The sequence below is a fragment of the Lepagella muris genome (assembly GCF_004793975.1).
In the GTDB taxonomy this organism is placed as follows: domain Bacteria; phylum Bacteroidota; class Bacteroidia; order Bacteroidales; family Muribaculaceae; genus Lepagella; species Lepagella muris.
Genome location: NZ_SRYB01000017.1, coordinates 66,891 through 82,941, shown reverse-complemented (window position 1 = coordinate 82,941; position 16,051 = coordinate 66,891). Strand labels below are relative to the sequence as shown.

14 protein-coding genes are annotated in these 16,051 nt (G+C 41.3%); 1 reads left to right on the top strand and 13 read right to left on the bottom strand.

The features are described from left to right. Positions 1-2 precede the first annotated feature (2 nt). The 3 genes from menB to E5331_RS12025 form a co-directional block, all read right to left on the bottom strand. Entirely contained in the window at positions 3-824 is an 822-nt protein-coding gene (gene menB, locus E5331_RS12035; protein ID WP_123482321.1) for a 1,4-dihydroxy-2-naphthoyl-CoA synthase, read from the bottom strand. 128 nt (positions 825-952) lie between these two features. Continuing rightward, the gene (locus E5331_RS12030; protein WP_135984974.1) at positions 953-1,771 is read right to left on the bottom strand and encodes an HNH endonuclease family protein; all 819 of its coding nucleotides are present in this window, start codon (positions 1,769-1,771) and stop codon (positions 953-955) included. Next, a complete protein-coding gene (locus E5331_RS12025; RefSeq protein ID WP_123482323.1) occupies positions 1,752-3,077 on the bottom strand; it encodes an AAA family ATPase in 1,326 nt (441 codons plus the stop codon). Before E5331_RS12025 ends, E5331_RS12030 begins: the two co-directional genes overlap by 20 nt. 328 nt (positions 3,078-3,405) lie before the next feature. Between E5331_RS12025 and E5331_RS12020 the strand changes: the two genes are divergently transcribed. Further along, the gene (locus E5331_RS12020) at positions 3,406-4,374 is read left to right on the top strand and encodes a DUF4595 domain-containing protein (protein WP_123482324.1); all 969 of its coding nucleotides are present in this window, start codon (positions 3,406-3,408) and stop codon (positions 4,372-4,374) included. Between the two features lie 296 nt (positions 4,375-4,670). Here the strand turns inward: E5331_RS12020 and E5331_RS12015 are convergent, their stop codons facing one another. The 10 genes from E5331_RS12015 to E5331_RS20735 all read right to left on the bottom strand — a co-directional run bounded on the left by E5331_RS12015 (position 4,671) and on the right by E5331_RS20735 (position 15,886). Further along, positions 4,671-5,282 carry a hypothetical protein gene (locus tag E5331_RS12015; RefSeq protein ID WP_123482325.1) on the bottom strand — a complete coding sequence of 204 codons (612 nt, stop codon included), beginning with the start codon at positions 5,280-5,282 and terminating at the stop codon, positions 4,671-4,673. A gap of 79 nt (positions 5,283-5,361) precedes the next feature. After that, complete coding sequence (locus E5331_RS12010) at positions 5,362-6,147, bottom strand: PEGA domain-containing protein (RefSeq protein ID WP_123482326.1); 786 nt, start codon at positions 6,145-6,147, stop codon at positions 5,362-5,364. Continuing rightward, positions 6,144-7,736, bottom strand: a complete 1,593-nt coding sequence (locus tag E5331_RS12005; protein WP_123482327.1) for a PEGA domain-containing protein — start codon at positions 7,734-7,736, stop codon at positions 6,144-6,146. Before E5331_RS12005 ends, E5331_RS12010 begins: the two co-directional genes overlap by 4 nt. Before the next feature lie 97 nt (positions 7,737-7,833). Next, positions 7,834-8,808, bottom strand: a complete 975-nt coding sequence (locus E5331_RS12000) for a nuclear transport factor 2 family protein (protein WP_123482328.1) — start codon at positions 8,806-8,808, stop codon at positions 7,834-7,836. A gap of 109 nt (positions 8,809-8,917) precedes the next feature. After that, on the bottom strand, positions 8,918-9,760 hold the full coding sequence (locus E5331_RS11995; protein WP_123482329.1) for a hypothetical protein: 843 nt from the start codon (positions 9,758-9,760) through the stop codon (positions 8,918-8,920). Beyond that, the gene (locus E5331_RS11990; RefSeq protein ID WP_123482330.1) at positions 9,753-10,754 is read right to left on the bottom strand and encodes a hypothetical protein; all 1,002 of its coding nucleotides are present in this window, start codon (positions 10,752-10,754) and stop codon (positions 9,753-9,755) included. Before E5331_RS11990 ends, E5331_RS11995 begins: the two co-directional genes overlap by 8 nt. 21 nt (positions 10,755-10,775) lie before the next feature. After that, complete coding sequence (locus E5331_RS11985; protein WP_123482331.1) at positions 10,776-11,519, bottom strand: hypothetical protein; 744 nt, start codon at positions 11,517-11,519, stop codon at positions 10,776-10,778. Between the two features lies 1 nt (position 11,520). Further along, complete coding sequence (locus E5331_RS11980; protein WP_123482332.1) at positions 11,521-14,628, bottom strand: tubulin-like doman-containing protein; 3,108 nt, start codon at positions 14,626-14,628, stop codon at positions 11,521-11,523. Positions 14,629-14,635: 7 nt separating this feature from the next. Beyond that, complete coding sequence (locus E5331_RS11975) at positions 14,636-15,139, bottom strand: hypothetical protein (RefSeq protein ID WP_135984972.1); 504 nt, start codon at positions 15,137-15,139, stop codon at positions 14,636-14,638. Positions 15,140-15,760: 621 nt separating this feature from the next. Then, entirely contained in the window at positions 15,761-15,886 is a 126-nt protein-coding gene (locus tag E5331_RS20735) for a hypothetical protein (protein WP_275441195.1), read from the bottom strand. Between the last annotated feature and the right edge of the window lie 165 nt (positions 15,887-16,051).

The window sequence follows — 16,051 nt, the reverse complement described above, 5'->3', positions numbered from 1 at the left end:
GATCAGGGGAATTTAGGGAATTGTTCGAAATCGGGATCTCTCTTCTCAAGAAAAGCATTCTTACCCTCCTGTGCCTCATCCATCAGATAATACATCAGGGTGGCATCTCCGGCAAATTCCATGAGACCTCGCTGTCCGTCGAGTTCAGCATTAAGACCTCGCTTTATCATACGGATGGCAAGCGGGGAACGCATCATGATGGTGCGGCACCAGTCTACAACCTCATCCTCAAGTTTGTCAAATGGCACTACCTTGTTGACCATACCCATATCGAGTGCCTCCTCGGCAGTGTACTGACGGCATAGGAACCAGATCTCGCGAGCCTTCTTCTGCCCTACGCAACGCGCAAGATAGGAGGAACCGAATCCGGCATCAAAGCTACCCACTTTCGGACCTGTCTGACCGAAACGTGCATTATCGGAAGCGATTGAAAGGTCGCAAATCACGTTCAGCACATTGCCGCCGCCGATGGAATATCCGTTGACCATTGCAATGACCGGTTTCGGTAGCGAACGTATGGCATGATGAAGTTCAAGCACATTCAGACGTGGCACACCATCGGCATCCACATATCCGCCGCGCCCCTTGGCATGCTGGTCGCCGCCACTGCAGAAAGCCTTGTCGCCGGCACCGGTCAACACCACCACACGTATATCCTGACGCTCCCTACAGATAGCCATAGCATCAAGCATCTCCTTATTCGTCAGCGGACGAAACGCATTATACACCTCCGGACGGTTAATCGTAATCTTCGCAATACCCTCAAATTCCTCAAACAGGATATCGGTATAGTCCTTTATCTTTTTCCAATTATACATATCCATTTCTTTTAACTATCGAAGTCTCCAAAACTTCATCTGCAAAATTAATAAAAATCCATCACAATACATTTCCCTCCACAAAGATAATTACATAACCGACACAACAAGACAGCATTATTTATAGATGGGTCTTAAGACAATTTCTGTTTGCTTAGCGAACGAATTTTTTTTGTCAGATAATAGATTGCGATACCCCTGAATTCCATATAAGCCTCGTATGTCTTTTGTGTTCCATCAAGTGGAGACACATAGGAATATGGAATGGTCTTGTTTTCATATTGTCTCAATATCTTTTCCAACCATTCTATCGTCACTTTATTCTTTTTCTCTCTGATTTTCATCGATTGAATAATACCCTTGACAACACTGATTCGTGATTCCCGTAATGTAGGATGATTCAGGTTGAGTATATTGTCATTGCTATTGTAGCACTTGTCTCCGCATCCTCCAATTTCCGTCATGATTGTTTCGTCAGATGAGATAATAGCACCTGCACGCGGATCTTTTGTATTTGTGATATAGCTAAGTGTTTTCTCTATATCCGAAGAGAGCGGCGAAAAATGTATCATACGATTTTTCTTACGAGAATCGCAATGCATTGACTTTTCAATAGATATTCCCGGGATTCTTTTTACTGACCCCGGACAACATACCACAAGATTATGATAATCCATACGTCCTAAGGCGTCTGTGTCTGCAAATGCATTCTGTGGAATAATATGCTCTATCTTTGAAGTTTCAGGCACGTATGAATCTGTTTGTCCCATTTTTGAATCCCGACAAGGGATTCTACGCCCGCAATAGGCGCATACAAATCCCTGGTCGCGCAGCAACGATAGTCGTAACGCTTCTTTAGATTCTGCATCGGCTGAGTCATAATCAGCTTGTGGCTGCAGACGATGATATGTCCATTCCGAAGGCTCTTGTCCCTTAATTATCCTCTTCATCATCCAATTCGTTGATTGAAATCATTGTCTCTGCCTCAATCAGGTCAGGAAGCGAATCCCCGTATTTCTCACGCATTCTGCCGAGAATCCGGCGAGCTTCCCGATTACTCCCAGCCTCTATGAGATCAAATAAATTGAGAAGCTCACATTCAGTTTCCGCATTTCTCGTGCGGAGGTTTAGCAATTGAAGAATCGAATTAACATCGCGTCCGAATGTGGGAAGGGTATGAGCCACAATGCCATCATCATTATGTTTTAGAAAAAGAACTTGATCACTATCGTTATTCTCAACTCCACTCATTACAAGCGGAGAATGAGTGGTAGCAATAAACTGAATTTTTGGGAAAGCATGTTTAAGAGCTTTTATGACCGTTGACTGTAAAGAGGGATGAAGATGCATGTCTATCTCATCAATAAGCACCACACCATGAGTCTGGCGCGGTGCGTCTTTGCCATAAATCTCTCCATTTAGCAACAATGCACGGAAGGCAATGTTAATGACGATATCCAGCAGACGCAAGTATCCGTCAGGAAGAATATCATACGTTACCCTCTCCCCGGACTTGTATACCACAAAAATTTCATTTAATGACACTACCGGAATCACTTCCGAAATTATATCGCATCCTTCCGGACCAAGTGCATTGACAACCGACTCTTTGACCCCTTCCAGTTCCCAAACCCTTTGATGTGTCTCGGCAAGCATTTTTATACGTTGCCACCATTGCACACCATATCCGCCTCCTGTCAGCGCATTATTATAACCTAAAGTGCATTTAGGCTTTAGAGATAAGAAGCGATTCCCTTTTACGGGTCGTGCTGTATGGGTATAGATTGTGGAAATTGAGTCAAATAGTGGGAGTGGAGCTGTCCGTGTGTAGATTTTCCCTTCCTCTCCAATTGTGTATAAATTGCTCATCAATCCACGTCCCAAGTCTCTCAATGGCTTAATCCCCTCAAGTATGTTTCGTGATTTAGGACTATTCTTCCGTATATATAACTTTTCTCCAAGCAAATATTCACTATCTTGAAAGAGTTCCGGATAGAATGAAAAATCAATTTGGATAGGTTTTTCTGTAATGGTATAATCACTGACTTCCACACGTCGGAAGTCGGCATTGTCAGGGGATTGCCACAATGTATTTTCATCGCTGAATCCACTAAAGAAAGAACTGAGCGCAAATCTTGCTGCCCGAAGCAAAGAAGTTTTGCCGGAGGCATTATCGCCTACGATAAGATTAAATCCGGAAGCAAACTGAATATCAATCTTGTCGTAACATCTAAAACCGGAAAGCGAAATAGTTTTCATACCACACAAATTTATGCAAATTTATTAAAAGCCTCAAATATATCCAACTTTTCCATATAAAAGTTAGGTGATTTTTTGAGATATGAAGTCTAAGACCATATCTCTCAAAAAATGAATCTGTAACCATTTCATAAATGACAATATAGCTTAAATGCAGTAAAGCCGTAAAGCAAAATAGAAGCTGAACGAATAAAATATCTGAAAAAATCTTGACATAGAGAATTAAAAATAGTAAATTTGCAACAATTATTAAGACATTGATAGATTTTGCAAACATTGAAGTTTAGATAGCTTCAACTTTTCACATCATAATATAAAACCATTATTTATGCAGAAAATCTTTACTTTAGTAGCTATTATGGGCGCCGGATTCGGATTGGCATCAGCCCAGCAGAATGGATCGCAGGTGAATGTGGGCAACTCTTTTCCCGGTAAATTTGTGACGGGAATCACAATGGATGAAGGTTATGGATCAAGTGCAAATTCCGTGCTCAACTATAATGATGCCCGTCAACTCATCTCTGTAGATAATAACTATGGAAATTTTTATACAGAACGTATAGAATTTGGCTACACAGGCGGTACTATCGACGGTCGCACATACGACATGACAATATCTGAAATAGATGAGGATGACGAAATAATGATCTACATCAAGATAGAGAATGGCGTAGCCGTATCTGCCTATTCAATAAGCAAGGATACGTATGAGACCGAGACAGAAGACTGGTCGTTCGCATACGACAAAGAGGGTCATCTGACAGAGGTGAAACGCAGTCAGGATGACTCCAATTCAACCATCACATTAGAATATAAGGATGGAGCCGTAATCAGTGTCACTTCCGTAGAAAACGATCTGGAAGATAACACCACCGAGACCTCAGTTTCCACATTCACATATAACGACATGTTGGAAAATACATGCGGACTCATGCTATTCGACGGCTTGTATAATGCAGATCTTGACGAGATGGATGTGGCATACATGGCAGGGGTACTCGGAAAACCGGCACGTTATCTCCCCAACTCTTGCAAGGACGAAGAAGACACGGTAAATTTCCAATGGACATTCACCTCTGACGGATACGTAGAAAGCCTGATAATGACGTGTGATGATGAAAAAGAGACCGCCAACTTCAAATGGGGTACCACTTCCGGAGTAAATGACATAACCATTGACAACGAGAACGGCTCTCAAGTATGGTACGATCTTCAGGGAGTACGCCGTCAGGGACCCACAAAAGGACTCAACATAGTACGCGATGCCGACGGCACAGTACGCAAAGTCATGCTCTAAATCCGATACCTACATCACTCCGAATCGGATATAATCAGCAATCTGAAAAAGACACAGTCATCACCCTATACAACACAACGAAAGTGGTCGCCCCGGCTTGGAGCGACCACTTTCCACATAGACTTAGAACGTAGCAGAACAAAGACATAACGTCTCTTTATCATTAGTTTTTTGCCTTTCCTCTGCCAGATGCAAAGTATATTCTTCAAACAGGTCATTTCCATCGGTATCTTCCACGATGTGACCAATTTAATGTCAATTGTCAGTTGTCGTTTATTGAATAAGATTCCTAAGGATTATATTTTATAGAATCTGCCGTCGCCTTTGAGTTCGTAGTTGCAACCATCGCTTCCATGCCATGATTTTTCGCCGAGTATGCCTGTCTCTTCTGTGACGGTCACTCCATTGGGAAGCTTGTAAGTCTTTCGTCCAAACGTATCCTTTTTAGCTGAACTTCCAGATCCGGGACTTATGAATTGGAATACGACCCACAATATCAACCCTCCCACTAAGACAAATACCACAATATTGGTGAGCATAATGGCGACTATGGTTCCTGCTCCCACCAGGAAGAGCACATACAGCGTGCGCCAGACCCTTACATTTGTGGCAGTCATTACGGTGAAGTTCTGGCGCAGAAGCTGCACGATACAATAAATGTTGTAGAGTGCAACAATGGACAGACCTATGCCGAGGACTGTCTCTTGTGTGCTTTTTTTCGCCCAGATAGTGCTTATCAAAGCAATACCCATCACCACGATAAACGTGATTGTGGCTGAGTAGACAACCAGTCCGGAAGAGAGATAGGGTCCTGTGACGTGTTTGTCGAAAATTTTACTGTCGATTGTTGTGAGTGGATTTACAATCCAGCGCTTGAGAAACCAAGGGCGTGCTTCATTTGTTTCCATTGTAAAAATATTTTTAGGTTAATGAAAAAGTGAATAATTTGCTGTAGTTAATATTTTGCGGAGAACCCAATCCAAGACGTTATCTAAGATTTATCACAGTGTCAGATTTGCACTCCAAAGTTTTCTTCATGAGCTTGCCATTGATTAGGCATTCCACCTCATGCTTCCCTCGAGTTGTGCGTTTCTCATAAGGAGCCGAAAGCGATTCCTTGTCAAACAGGATCCGGCTACCCTTCGGTGCTGTAAAACGTACAGTCACCAATCGTTCCGCAATACTTCTCGACAACTCAAATTCCAACTTCAGTGATTCTGTTGAATCAACCTTTAATGGTTTTCGTAAAGTCTGATACCCATATTTCGATATAACTATCTTATGGATACCCGGTAACAATTCCACCTCACATGGAGTGCGTCCCAAATCCTTTCCGTCAACATTAATCTCAGCAACTGAAGGACGTGATTCCATCAACACTGTAGCCGTATTCTTACTCGCCACCACATTCAAATAATAGACACCACCTCTTTGCAATGGTCTGTCATTGTCCCATAATAAAACTTCCGTTAAAGCATACTTCTCATGCCGGATTGTGAGCGTTTTCTTTGGTTTAGCCGGAGGGAATAGATATATCACCGACTTACCGTCTACAATCTCAGTCTTGGATATGAGATCTGACTCAAGTTCCAGATTCCCTACATTACAATCAACAATAATCTTGACTGAGCTCTCGCCATTGTTGTCAGAAGGCCAGAACACGGAATCCTCACCCATACCTGAAAATTTGAATCCGTCTGCACCAAGGGTCTGTGCAGACAGATTCAAATTAATTGTAATAAAGGATATTATCAGTGCGACCAGATATTTCATATCACCACGCCAATTGAGATATTTAGATTGGTAAAGAAAGGAGTGATCTTCTTCCCAAGTATAGCATTATAACCAAATCCGAAATATACTTTTTTAAATACCGAGAAACCGATGCCGGCATCAAGATCCACGCCTCTGTATTTCCCGACAGGATCATAATGAGTATCGTGCTGCTCCCCATCCTTGTTGACGGTATATCCTGCACTTTCATATTCTCCATATCCTACGCCAAGATTGACATAAAACCAATTGTTGGGGTTATATACTCCACCGATTGCCCCATAATATGATTTTATACCAAACAGATAGTATTCTGCACCTCGGTGCTCATTCTTACTCATGGTGTCAGGTTTCTTTGTTATTGCAAAATTGGTGCCTCCCGCTGCATACAGCCCCCATACAGAACGTAGATACGCCACGAAAAGTCCTAAAGGTGCACGCAGTGAACCCCTGTATGCCACAATGGTCTTGCCATAGCCGGCACGCTCAAGCTCATAATTGAAAGATCGGCTTTCATTAGAGCCAATATGAATAGTATTATAAATCGGTTCTGACATATACGACTCCACTGCCACCTCATAATCTCCATACAATCCATCAAAGAGATGCTTCGTATCGCGTTTACCATGGTGAGTATCCACAACATATTTTGTTGTGTCTGAATCGTAAAGTGGCTTAATCGATATCTTTGTACGACGCCCCGGAACAGCGGATTTCGCACGTATTAAGACAGCTCCGGTGAAACGTATCGAATGGTTGATATTTGGATTATCATCATCTGCCGTGATTATCATTGATATTGGAGAATAATTGAGTTGACTGCCATTTACACTACGATAAGGTGCGGTGGCGGTCAATTGATGCAGTCCATAATCGACAATACCTTTGTAAGGAAGACTTACTGATTCATCATCTATTGTAGCTGTTGCATCAGGCATGTCTGTTCGGATACGTATGTTAGACATACCGGCTCTCAAAGAGGAAGCTATCTGCTTCGTCTCATTTTCACTGACATTCACGACAGTGTCGGTATATAGAAATCCCGGCTTACGGAAAGATATGGTGTGCTCTTCATTTGCAAAGACCACATCTTCCAAGGGCTGATCGGACGTTACACCGAGTTCAACCCCATCTACAAGCACTTGTGCTCCGGCAGGGTAACTGCTGATCTTTATCGCGCCTTGTGGTGCATTCGCATCATGATGTCTTTCTATAATCACCTGATATGCCTCGCCACCTTTAAGTGGCTGTTGTTCTGCGAGAAGATCAAGCTTCAATTTTCCCTCTCTACCGGCATCAATTATGACATGATTCCTCTTCTTATCATTGCCAACCTTTGCAAAAAACTCATATCTACCGATTTCATGATCAACTTCTCCTATTACGACATCCGGATTGCTGATTGTCACGTTAGGTGCGTTCAATTCGACAATTATCTTTGCCACACCATCTTTCGTCCCGACATTAATAAAATCAGCCTTGGGCACCGAACCAACATGTTTCAAAGGAGATTTTATTTCCAAACGTTGTGCATTAACGCACACCCCGCCTATCAACATGGCGAAAACTATTATAAAAACGTTTCTCATATATGATGTAATGATTAGTCGAGCGATGCAAACCGCTCCATGTTAATTGTAAAACTACTTTAAATTATTGTATTGAAAGTGTCTAACCTTCATTAAATTATTTCACTATGTTCACATCGTCCATTCCAAAAATTTCGTCCTCTGATATTTTAAGTTGTGTCTCAGGATCCGTATCCGCTTGCCAGGAACGAACATGAATAGTAGGGTTATCCTCATCTGTAAAATCCCAAAGGAGGAATAGCCAACCATCATCATGATACCTATCGGCGGTATATCCTTGATGAAGTGTGACACCATACCAATCAGCCTCCGTTGGATGCATCTGCACCTTTATCTCATCAAAAGTTACTCTAATAGTTCTGTTATTTCGAAAGACCTGCGCAAGTTTCTTAAGATAAGTCTTCTTATCTTGAACACTATATTTTGTAGTAGAGGATATAAAGTTATTCTCCCGAGAAGGCTTTACCTTTACAACATGCCCAGTGATAATAAGAGCGTCCTCACTGTAGACCTGCTGAAGAAAAGGCATATCTTTAGTGCAGTAGGCAGTACGGAATTGCTCTACGTAATCAAGAATCAACTGTCTGCGACGCGCGTCTTTCACTGCCGCTCCGGATTTCATCACCTTTCTATACAGATTTTGACTTATCGCCATGTGAAAACCTGTAATTTTCCCATTATTATCAAATGAAACTATACACTCATGGTATTGGTCATCCTTTTCAAAATCTGTAAATATGAAGGGGATATTGCGTATCTGCCACCAACCTGAGACATCAGTGAATGCCGGTTCAATCACCTCTGTCTCCTCACAACGGAATGGAGAACTCTCCCACATCATCATTATTGATTCAGAGACCCTATCCGACAGGTCAATACCCTTCAATTTGGGAGTACGTTTCTCAGCACATGCCGTATTTATCTCAGATACAAGTTTTCCGAGATTGTCCTGTACCTTAGCAGTAAGAACATCGTTATTGATATCAGTTATTTCAAAAGAAGTCAGATATTGCGCCCATGATGACAGTTGGAACGCAATTGTCAATATAAATAATAAAATTATACGTTTCATTTTGTTAATTGACTATTCAATTTTAATATAATAAAGGTAGTTGTCAATAAGCTGCAAACGAAAGAAGCATTAATCCACCCATCCTCTACTCTCAAAACATATCCCATACTTATTCATATATGATAATCCAGAGTTTAGGATAGGATACATATTTATCCGCATCTATCTGCATTCCGGTCAGTAAATCTTTCGTTTTTGTCTGATCAAGAAGGGCTATCATCTTACGATCATTATTGTATATTACCCAATACGATTCAGCATCATTGAAGCTTTTAGTAAGACCAAACATTATATCATGCTCTTTCTGTTTCCTATCTTCAAGCCATTGCTTCTGATTCGCATAGTCCGACATACCGCCTAACACCGACAATATCTCTACACTTTTTGCCGACATATCCGCCTGATTCATCTGATTCATCCGATTTGACTGATTCAGTTCTATTTTTTCTTCCTGCTTTTCTTTTGTTGCACCCGGCTTGGAATTAATTAATTTCGGATTAACCGGATCTTTATGATCTGAAGAAACATTCCCAGGCTTATCAGCTTGATTTTTTGATACCTTATCATTTGTCAGATTGATTTCCTGTTTACCTTCGACATTCTTGTATAACGGTTTGATATCTGCCTTATTAATATAAAGACATACCACCTTTACATTAACTCGCCTGTCAAATGAAATCTTCTTAATCGACTTATTAATCGTAGGCATCATGACTGCAAAAGCATCCTTCAGTTCAGGCATACTTTCAATATAATTTTGCAAATTACTCATGAATTTTTCATTAGCAAGCTCATACGCCTCCTCCTCGGTTGAACCCGTTGATTCTCCAAATATATACTCCGTTCGATTGCGTTTGATTGAATTGACTTGCTGCTGGGGAGTCAATTCCTCTTGCGCAAAAGCCAATAGCCCTATCAGGGAGAAAATATATGCAATTAAATATTTATTCATATTCCGAAAAAAGTGATTTCAAATTATGTGTAGGAATATATGTGTAAAAATCAGCGGTCGCCCTCGATTCTTTCTCTGCAATATCTTCAACCGCGATAGTCATATAAAGAAGATGATTATAGGAGAAAAAATTATTACGGTAGACCAAGACTGCCTTTATTTCCCTATCATCCGCTGATTCAATACCAATATAGGGACGACAACCCGTAGCAGCACAATAATCAGCCAACACAGACATAGGAAGCGAAAAACTTCTTTTTTTATACCCATACAATCTCTGAGTGATATCAAGGTTCATATCCGAATCAATCACAGACAGCAACTGGTTACTGATTGTCTCTATCGGAAATTCCTTACTATAGACAGGGACCAATGAATCTGATGAAGATGAGCGGATATAGAATTTATCTGTATTTATCCCTTGAATCATATAACTTTCACCAATCCTTTTTACAATCGAATCGCCGACGGTAATGGTATTTTGCTTCTGTGGCAATGGTTTACGGTCCATAAGTCCGTAGTATATATAATCGTCCGACTCCTTCTTATTCAAGCCATATATCTGTGAAAAAGAATTTGGGAAAGAGATGCACCATCCTCCACAAGACACGGTGATTGTAGTGCCATTATTATCGATTGAATAATCCGACTTGGGAGATTCTCCGATTGTAAGTAACCCATTCTCTTTAATTTTGTCATCATCCGAAAGATATTTCGCCTCTATTGCCGGAAGCAACTTCTTATGGAGTTTGACACGTTCGATATATCTCAACACCGCATCTACGTCATCATTTCCCGACATATTGAAAAGTGGTAATCCAAGATGCATGATTTTATCTGTCAGAGTATCTTTCTCGCATTTATGACTTATGTTTCGATTAGCTAAAAGAAGCCCAATCCCTTCAAGTTCTGAAGAGGCATATTGAGTCTGCGCATAAGCCCCTGAAGAGCTTATGCACAGACCTAACAATATGAGTGCATATCTATTATTCATATATGCTTGATAATACGGAATTTATTTTTGATCGTATGCATTTGACACAGGCACACCGATCATAAGAGTCTCAATCAGATTACCATCAGAATCATAATGCTTACCCTGCACAAAGAAACCTCTTACAAATTCACCTATCACATAGTCGCCTGCATCAGCCATGCGTCCTTTTGAATCATATTTATTGATTTGACGTGATTTGGAATAAGTGAGACGTCCCATTCCGTCAGGATAACCTCCTTTGATATCTCCTGAATAGGAACCATAGCTCAACGATAATTTCCCATTCTTTTGGGATACGATGTTGGTCTCTGACGATTTCTTATCCTTATTATCTGTCGCAACCTTGTTATCTTCCGTCTGTTGAATGGCGACAGCTCCCTCTTGCTCCAACTTAATACTGTCAGTTTTCACCTGAGCCAATTCAGGACTGTCGGTCTGTGTCTCACTCGGTTCATTCGCGACAACGGATGCCACATCTTTCACTGAAGTATTGCTATCAGAAGACTCACCGCCACGCATAAATAACCATACTAAGACTCCGATGATAATGAGTGCCACTATCACGAAAAGGGCTATAACTCCAGTCTTTTTATTATTTCTACTGCCTGACCTTTCTTCCATAATGTCCTCTTTCACCTCTTCAAGAGGCTCATGACATTCCGGACATTCAAACGGTTCGTTATCATCGTTTATGATGATAGTCTCATGACGGTTTGCCTTATTGCAGATACCTACATTTTTACATATTCCTTTACGTTGCATATTACATGTCGTTTATGCGTTCAAACATATCCTTGATACTCTTGAACGCAAGGTTAAACTTCTTAGAAATCTCACTGAAAGCACCGTTTTTGGCTATGACTTGCTTGATTTCCGCCAACACGGTGTTTTTCAATTCAGCCTGACGGTTGACATGCCTGTATTCTTTAAGAATTTTCTCCTTTACAGCCTTGTCAATTATCTCAGCTATCTTGACATCAATCTTGTCAAGACTTTTCTCAATTGTCTTGCCAAGAGTGACCATATTTTCAAGATCCGGCAAACCATCCTCATCTTCAGGGATGTAGACAAGTTTTTCCAATCCGGTTTCAGGATCTTCCATCATCGTCAGTATGCCCATTGCTTTTGCAAGCAAGATATTCGGAAGAGCTCTCTCAGCGACAGCTTCCTGCATAGCCCGAATTTCAGCATCCGTTGGTTTGAAAAGACTCGGAAGAGGCCTCTCATAATCCTCCAGTCTTGTCTCAAATCGAGCCACCTCTCCCCTCTCAGATGACATTAGCTTATCATGCTCTTTCCGCAGTCTGTCCACGGAAAGAAGATAGCGAGGTGTGACATTCGCCTCAAGATTCATAACTATAATCTCATTTTCGTCACCACCTTCCGATACTTTTATTTCCCCAGTAGATGGTGCGAGACTCTGCAATATCATCTTTAGCTTGTCCAAAAACGCCTGGTCCTTTTCATATCGAGGCACAACAATAAACATGCTGCGTCTTATCTTAGGACCATCATGAATCTCAGTCGGATTTTCCTTAGCCATCACCGCTGCATGCAACACCAGATTGCGTAGTCTCTCTTTGAGACCTTCATCATTCCCTGAAAATTCATTTTTCAATCTCTCTATGATATTGACTCCAAGAAGCTGTTCAAACTGAGGAATATTTTTTGTCTCATTAGCATCCGCAAAGAAGTTTGCCACTTGTTCCATGACAATTTTTTCAAGTTGATTCTTGATATCTCCACAATGCAACTTATCAGCCGCCTCTTTAAAGTTCTGCTTATCTGAAGCCAAACGTTCGGCTATTTTTGCTCTCACATCTCTGACCCTTGCCATATTCGATTCCAACTGAATTGCCCCATTGCATATCTGGTGTACCCGGTCAGAATCATAATATTTTATGATCATCCCTTTTCGGCTCTGTTCCTCTTCAGTTTCATTTGAACAGCGAGATTTAACCTCCCCTTCAATATCTTCAGCTACGGCTTTGAATTCCGCATTCACTCTGTCAATGTTCCCTTTCAACAATACCAGAAGGTTGATTATTGCATCACTGAGCTGGATGGCAAATCCGTATGCCTCTGCCCATGCCTTGAACGTATATTTGTCAATGACAGCTTGAACAAAACCATTTTCAATCTTTGACATGGAATTACCCAGTCCGAGCTTGCTGATTGCACCAAGTCCATTCCAATCCTTCTCCAGTTGCTGAATTGCCCTGGATGCCTGCTCTATATTATCATTAGCTGAGGATATGGCTACTTTCAGATTGTTTTTCTCCTCATCCAATGTCTGGATCAGACGGGCGGTCATTGCACTGAGTTGCTGCAACGAATACTCTCCATTAATCCATGAAGCAAAAAAGTCACTCCCTATCCGATCTGCGATAAACTCAGCCATCGCAGTCTTGCCATATTTGTTTTTATCTCCATAAAAATTCGCCACACCATTTTGACCGGCTTCCCTTATCGGACGGAAATCCTTATCATAAAATTTACGCGCTAAATTATGTATGGCTGTAAATTTATCGGTGTGCTTGATTGCCTTGTCGTCCATAACCTTATGGCGAATCTTTCCAATCACCGAAGAAAACTCCTCCTTGATAGGGAGCCATCCCTCCTTCTTATGTTCCGGCAAAATAGGTAGTGACAGGCATAGGTATTGACGCGACAAGAACCATTTGTCGCGGTTTTTCCTGTCTATAACCAAGGAATAATCATCTTCAGTAATCGCTTTCGGCTCGCCGACAAATCCTTGTTCATTTGTAAGATTGTTGAACAACATCTGATAGACTGCCTGTGCCGCGAAATTATAACCGAAATATTCCATTATCTCAGTTTCCGGGAATGCCAATCTCTTGATACCGTATGTCATAAAATTGTATGACAACGGCTGATCATATTCTGTGTATTTAGGATTTTCGCCTCGCTGTGCACTGTTGAAGAACTCCTCTATATCCTTTGTCTGACCATCCCCTTGTTTGGAGTTCTCTTCATTAATGGCCACTCCGACTGTCTTCTGAAATAAAAATTCCGCAATTGATGCAGGGACTGTTTTAGCCACATCAAAACTTACATTTCGGGAGTTTTCATTAGTGATGAGATAAGCGGAATAAAATGGCAGATCCTGTTTCAATCGTGTTACCTCATAATCTCTTTCACCTACATTCCACGGATTGAACACACTCATTTCCATTGCATTCAATTCTGTCAGCGCAACATAACCATTCGGTCTATAGTTGTCAGTCGTTGCCCATGATGTAGAGCCAATCTCCGGAAGAAGGAGATAAAGGAAAATTTTAAAGTTTTCAACATCAGGATACTGGTTGCGCAACTGGGCAACAGCATCCACTATACTGCCACTACCGGTACCACCCGCAAGACCGGCTATCACATGGAAATTCACTCTTTGTCCTTGAGGATTTTGGGCAAGAGGATAAACCTTTTTCCCGATAACCTCATTAAACATCGGTGCACCGTTTGCAAAAAGAAGCCTTCCTAACCGACGCTTCTGCCCTGCCGCACCCTCACTGATTTTCGGATCGCGTATTATATTAGACCACTTGCTTTCATCTCCCAACCAAGGTGAAAGATACTTATATCTGTTTTTATTCTCTACAAATTTTGCAAGATCGGATGCAGGGATTCTGACAAGGGCACTATCATCCAGCTTTATCGATTGACCCATAACACTCCATAGCTCAGGATCCTCCATCTTCAGATCCTTCGCGCTTGAATCAACATAGACATAATCCAACCAAAGCCAATCCGGCTTCATGTTGCCGTCAAGCTTTTCATAAACTATTTTTCTAAATGCAGAAAGCACCCTGCCTCCTGTGCCTCCTAATCCAATTATCAAATGACTTTCCATGATGTATTTAATATTTATGCCAATCGGAAATATCTATTGATGATGTATCTCCGTAGCTATAAGTTGATTTTGATTTATTTTTTGAAGTTAACAACACACTTGCCAGAATGTATAAGAATATGGCTCCGGATACCCAGCCAACTCTTTTCCATATATATACATTGAAATAATCGTTTAATGCGTCAATTGATTCCTTTAACGATTTATCCGAATTTTCAAGATTCAGTCCAAACATCTCAAAATACGGTTTATATTCATTGGCAAGCTTCTCCGCATCTGTATTCTCTTTTACTGAGTCTACAAAATCCGATGCGGAAGATATTATTAAATTGACAGAATCCGACCATTCATTCAATGCCTGTTTTGCTTCCAATGCAGCGAAAAACAAAAAGGATTGTACTGCAATAAAAATAAAAAGACACCCTAATGCTCCAATATGAATGATATTCAAGTCAACAGCAATTAATTTTGAACTAATTGCATACACAATTGCCGTAAGGATAACTGCCACTAATATCCCATATAAAATGGAAGACATCAACCACATCTCCGTAAAGTAATGAAATGATATGACTGGAATGAAAGGCTGATTGCTCCGTTTGGCGTATAAAAATGTCGGGGTAATGAAGTTCGATTTCGAGCCATAGATGATGCTGGCTCCGATTGAATCCCTTATCGGATTTTGTGATTAAGTATTTTCATGGCATATAAAACAGAAAACGTGGGATTCTCTTTCTTTGCTCGTCCCACTCCGAGCGGCCTTTCCACGTGCCTATCCAGTCGAGACGAGCAACGCAGAAGCCCACGTGTAGGTATATAGAAACACATGTACCTACACATACAGGTACACCAAGGACTATAACCATGCCGTGAGCGACCTTGTTGCCTTTGTCTTTGACTGGAAAAGAATTTGTGGAAAGTTTCTCAGAGTCAAGAACAAAGCGCACAAAGACGCTCTATTATAATATGTCAGCAGACCCACCCCCAAACCCTTCGGCTCGCCGGATTCGCTTTCCGGAAACCTTATCGGGCTCCTGCGGGCAGACTTTGCCGCACAAATTTAAGCATAATTTTTCAATTTACAAACATTTATCTCACTTTTCAAATTATTTTCAACCTTTTACGACACTTCTCACGACAATATGCCTAATAGCCGCCGTGGGGCTGCATCCACGAGCTGAAGCCATAATGATTTAGATAGCGCGGACGTTGATAGCAGATCACGCGCAGCGTGATGCCCCTCCTGATGTATCGTCATTGGTATTTTGATTACAAATTTATTTTTCCCAATCAATTTTCCACACTCCTTTTTTCCCTCTCGGGCATCTCATGCATTGGCAGACATAATCCTCACCCTATACAACACAAGGAAAGTGGTCACCCCGACTCGGAGCGACCACTTTCCATATAGACTTATAACGTA

What these genes read in the sequence shown, in the direction of transcription:
- E5331_RS11990 (WP_123482330.1), bottom strand. Translation starts at nt 10,754, where the DNA reads ATGAATAATAGATATGCACTCATATTGTTAGGTCTGTGCATAAGCTCT.
- E5331_RS12015 (WP_123482325.1), bottom strand. Translation starts at nt 5,282, where the DNA reads ATGGAAACAAATGAAGCACGCCCTTGGTTTCTCAAGCGCTGGATTGTA.
- E5331_RS11995 (WP_123482329.1), bottom strand. Translation starts at nt 9,760, where the DNA reads ATGAATAAATATTTAATTGCATATATTTTCTCCCTGATAGGGCTATTG.
- E5331_RS12005 (WP_123482327.1), bottom strand. Translation starts at nt 7,736, where the DNA reads ATGAGAAACGTTTTTATAATAGTTTTCGCCATGTTGATAGGCGGGGTG.
- menB (WP_123482321.1), bottom strand. Translation starts at nt 824, where the DNA reads ATGGATATGTATAATTGGAAAAAGATAAAGGACTATACCGATATCCTG.
- E5331_RS20735 (WP_275441195.1), bottom strand. Translation starts at nt 15,886, where the DNA reads ATGACGATACATCAGGAGGGGCATCACGCTGCGCGTGATCTGCTATCA.
- E5331_RS12025 (WP_123482323.1), bottom strand. Translation starts at nt 3,077, where the DNA reads ATGAAAACTATTTCGCTTTCCGGTTTTAGATGTTACGACAAGATTGAT.
- E5331_RS11985 (WP_123482331.1), bottom strand. Translation starts at nt 11,519, where the DNA reads ATGCAACGTAAAGGAATATGTAAAAATGTAGGTATCTGCAATAAGGCA.
- E5331_RS11980 (WP_123482332.1), bottom strand. Translation starts at nt 14,628, where the DNA reads ATGGAAAGTCATTTGATAATTGGATTAGGAGGCACAGGAGGCAGGGTG.
- E5331_RS12030 (WP_135984974.1), bottom strand. Translation starts at nt 1,771, where the DNA reads ATGATGAAGAGGATAATTAAGGGACAAGAGCCTTCGGAATGGACATAT.
- E5331_RS12020 (WP_123482324.1), top strand. Translation starts at nt 3,406, where the DNA reads ATGCAGAAAATCTTTACTTTAGTAGCTATTATGGGCGCCGGATTCGGA.
- E5331_RS12000 (WP_123482328.1), bottom strand. Translation starts at nt 8,808, where the DNA reads ATGAAACGTATAATTTTATTATTTATATTGACAATTGCGTTCCAACTG.
- E5331_RS12010 (WP_123482326.1), bottom strand. Translation starts at nt 6,147, where the DNA reads ATGAAATATCTGGTCGCACTGATAATATCCTTTATTACAATTAATTTG.